This is a genomic window from Dolichospermum circinale AWQC310F (assembly GCF_000426925.1).
Lineage (GTDB): Bacteria > Cyanobacteriota > Cyanobacteriia > Cyanobacteriales > Nostocaceae > Dolichospermum > Dolichospermum circinale.
Window position 1 is genome coordinate 11,147 of the sequence record NZ_KE384706.1, and the last position, 3,307, is coordinate 14,453.

The following is a 3,307-nucleotide window of genomic DNA, read 5'->3' on the forward strand; positions in this document are numbered from 1 at the left end:
TAAGGCGACTTCCATTCGGTACAATAAATAGACCATAATTCCGTTCAGAGCCGCCATTATTCTGTTTCGTAATAATCGGTTGGTAATCACCTTTAATTTGAGTTTGATTAACCCAGGCTTCTAGGGTAAAGGTGTTCAAACTCAAAGCCGCACTATGGGGAACTTCAACATAATTATCAACCCCATTAAAAGACAGCCCAAAATTCCCTGTTAAAGCACCAACATTACTAACCTTTAATTTTGTGTTGTCAATGATAACTGGAATTGCTTGATTAAGAACAACACCTTGATTAATGTCATTGTCCTGAATCGTTAATTTTGCCGTTGCTTGTGTGCCTAAAATCGCGCTGTTTGTGGGATTGCTTAAAGTTAAAGTTAGGTCTTCCTCTTCTTCCAATCTGATGTCATCAACTAGAGGAATATTAACAACTTTACTGCTTTCCCCAGGGGCAAAGGAGACAGTTATGGAACTATTGTTGTAATCGTCGGGAGCAACCGCTTGACCATTGGTTAAACTAATGGTGGCACTGACTGTATTATCTGGACTTCCTGTGCGCGTCACCGTGATTTGAGTCGTACCAGTCCCGTCTTCTTTGAAGATAAAAGTCGGCTGACTAAAAGCTAAAACCGGCGGGGTTTCTGTGAGAGTAATTGTGCTGACATTTTGCCCTAAAACAGCGCCACCAGTGGGATTTGATAATGTTACATTAAAGGTTTCGTTACCTTCATAAACTCTGTCATTGTTAATATCAATGGTGAAGGTTTTGACACTTTCTCCCGGATTAAAGGTTAACGTGCCATTTGTGGCTGTATAATCTTGTCCGGCTGTAGCGGTAACGTCTGCGGTGCTATAGTCAACGGTGAAGGTTTTGTCGGGTCTAACGCCTGTGAGGGTGACGGTTACGGTAATTTTACCATTAATGACAGCATCTTCATCAATGGAGACATTCCCTACGGATAAAGTAGATGCACCATTAACGACCTCAACAATGCCTCGGTAAAGATTATTGTTGCTGATATCAACCCAAGTTCCTGAACCATAATTCATGAAGACGTAATCTTCATTGTTATAGTTATTAGGTTGGTTGTAATACCAGTTGGTGTATTTAGATGATTCTCCATTCACCCAGGCAAAGTTACCTTCTGCTGCGACATCGTTTAAGCCAATCCAGAAATATTCACTACCAAAAGCAGTGACTAAAAACTGGTTTTCAGCGGGATCATTGATTGTCACCAAATTACCACCCAATGCTTCAGCTTGGGCTTGGGCATTTGTCCAACTGCCGGCATTAGTTAAATAATATGTGACGGGTGCATCATTATTATCAACAATGGTGAGGGTGGCGGTATTTTGTGTACCTATGGCTGCACCACCGACGGCATTTGTTAAGGTCAATAACAGGGTTTCGTCGCTTTCGGCTTTGAAGTCGTTGTAAATAGGAATGGTGATCACTTTGGCTGTAGTGTCTCCATGACCAAAGGTGACATCAATATCCGTAGGGTCAAAATCTCCCCAATTTGTAGCGGTTTGTCCTTGTGATGTAATTGTAGCTCGGACTTCGCCATTACTGCCCCCAGTACGGGTGACAGTCACAGCAGCTACAGCGGTGCCGTCTTCGTTGACTTGAAAGGTAGGCCGACTAAAGGCTAGAGTTCCCGCAGATAAAGCAGTTGGGGTGGTGAAAGTCGTAACTTTGACGTTATCTAAACCCCAACTTTCATCACCAATGTCTTGAAGTCCAGAACCAGCAAAGTTGAGTTTCAGGTTACTACTTGGGGCTTGAAAAGTGGAGGAGATGCGGTAAACCGAATCATAGCCTCCCCAATAACCAAGGGTATTATTTTCTACTGCTCCTGTGCGTCCGGGATAAGTTGCACTACCAAAAGTACCAGGATAAGCCTGATCTCCGCCGACATTGTTAAAGGTGGTATTGAGCAGGGTTTGTCCGCCGGCAATACTCAGGGTAAAGATATCTGGACCAAAAGGACTATTATTACCATCCCAACTTTTGAGGATAAAGAGGTCAAATTCCAGAGTAACTGTACTATTAGCCTGATTATTTAGCGTCAAACTAACGGTATCATTACCAAATTCACCCAGGAAATTTCTTTCTCCCACTGGTGTGATAGAACGAGTTTGATTTGACCATTCTGTTCCGGTTGCGGTTTCAAAATCATTGAAGTAATCAAAATAGGTGATAAAAGCACTAGAACTGAGGTTTAACCCCGTTACACCTTGAATTATGCCAATTAGTTCTGCTGGCTCACCGGTAGGTTTGTTGCGATAAATGGCGGTATTGCCTGGGCTATAGGTAGTATTCAGGGTATAGTCGCTTTTCGCTCCCGATAATTCTATGAAGTCTTCACTGGCGCTAAAACCCTGAATTATTGCATAGTCAGCGGTGCCGGCGTTGGTTGTATCTCCATCATCATAGAAAACTTTGCTGCCATTGCCCAAAACAAATCTATCACGTCCCGCACCACCAATTAAGGTGTCAACTTCTGCCTTTCCTGGTGTTGCACTGGTTTCGTCTACACCAATGAGACGGTCATTACCGGCTGCACCATTGAGGGTATTATTACCACTGTTGCCAGTGAGGATATTGTTAATGGCATTTCCTGTGGCGTTAATGTTAGCAGTTCCGGTCAAGGTCAGGTTTTCAACATTGGCAATGCTGGCTAAACTGTAAGTAATTGAGGCTCTTACCGTATCTAAACCTTGGTTAGAACTTTCGGTGATAATGTCTCCCAATTCATCAACAATGTAAATATCATCCCCACGACCACCTACTAGGCTATCAGCACCAGTACCACCAGTAATGGTGTCGTTACCATTGCCACCTTGTATTGTGTCATTGCCAGACCCACTGGTAAAGGTGTCGTTACCGTCTCCACCTATAAGGGTATCATCTAAGTTGCCACCGATGAGATTATCTGCTTGGGTTGTACCAGTAATGTTAAATTTCTCGATGTTGCTATAGTTGACGATATTACCTGCGGCAGAAATTGTCCCACTACCTGGGGTGGTAACGGTGGTGCTAATTCCGACGGTGGTAATGGCAGAATAATCAACTTTCAGGGTATCAGTTCCACTACCGCCATTGAGGGTATCATTTCCTAAGCCACCATCAAGGATATCATTATCATTTTCTCCATAGAGTTCATCATTCCCAGTCCCACCGTTGAGGATATCATTGCCCCGGCCACCGACTAGTTTATCATTGCCTTCGTTGCCTGCGAGGAGATCATTACCTGCTCCTCCATAGATTTCATCGCCACCTGAACCACCAATGACGGTATCATTACC

The 3,307-nt window shown here is 43.6% G+C and carries 1 protein-coding gene; it reads right to left on the reverse strand.

Annotated elements, in window-relative coordinates:
* Positions 1 to 3,307, reverse strand: a 3,307-nt coding sequence (locus tag ACIR310F_RS23800; RefSeq protein ID WP_269208385.1) for a Calx-beta domain-containing protein, incomplete at both ends; no start/stop codon positions are given.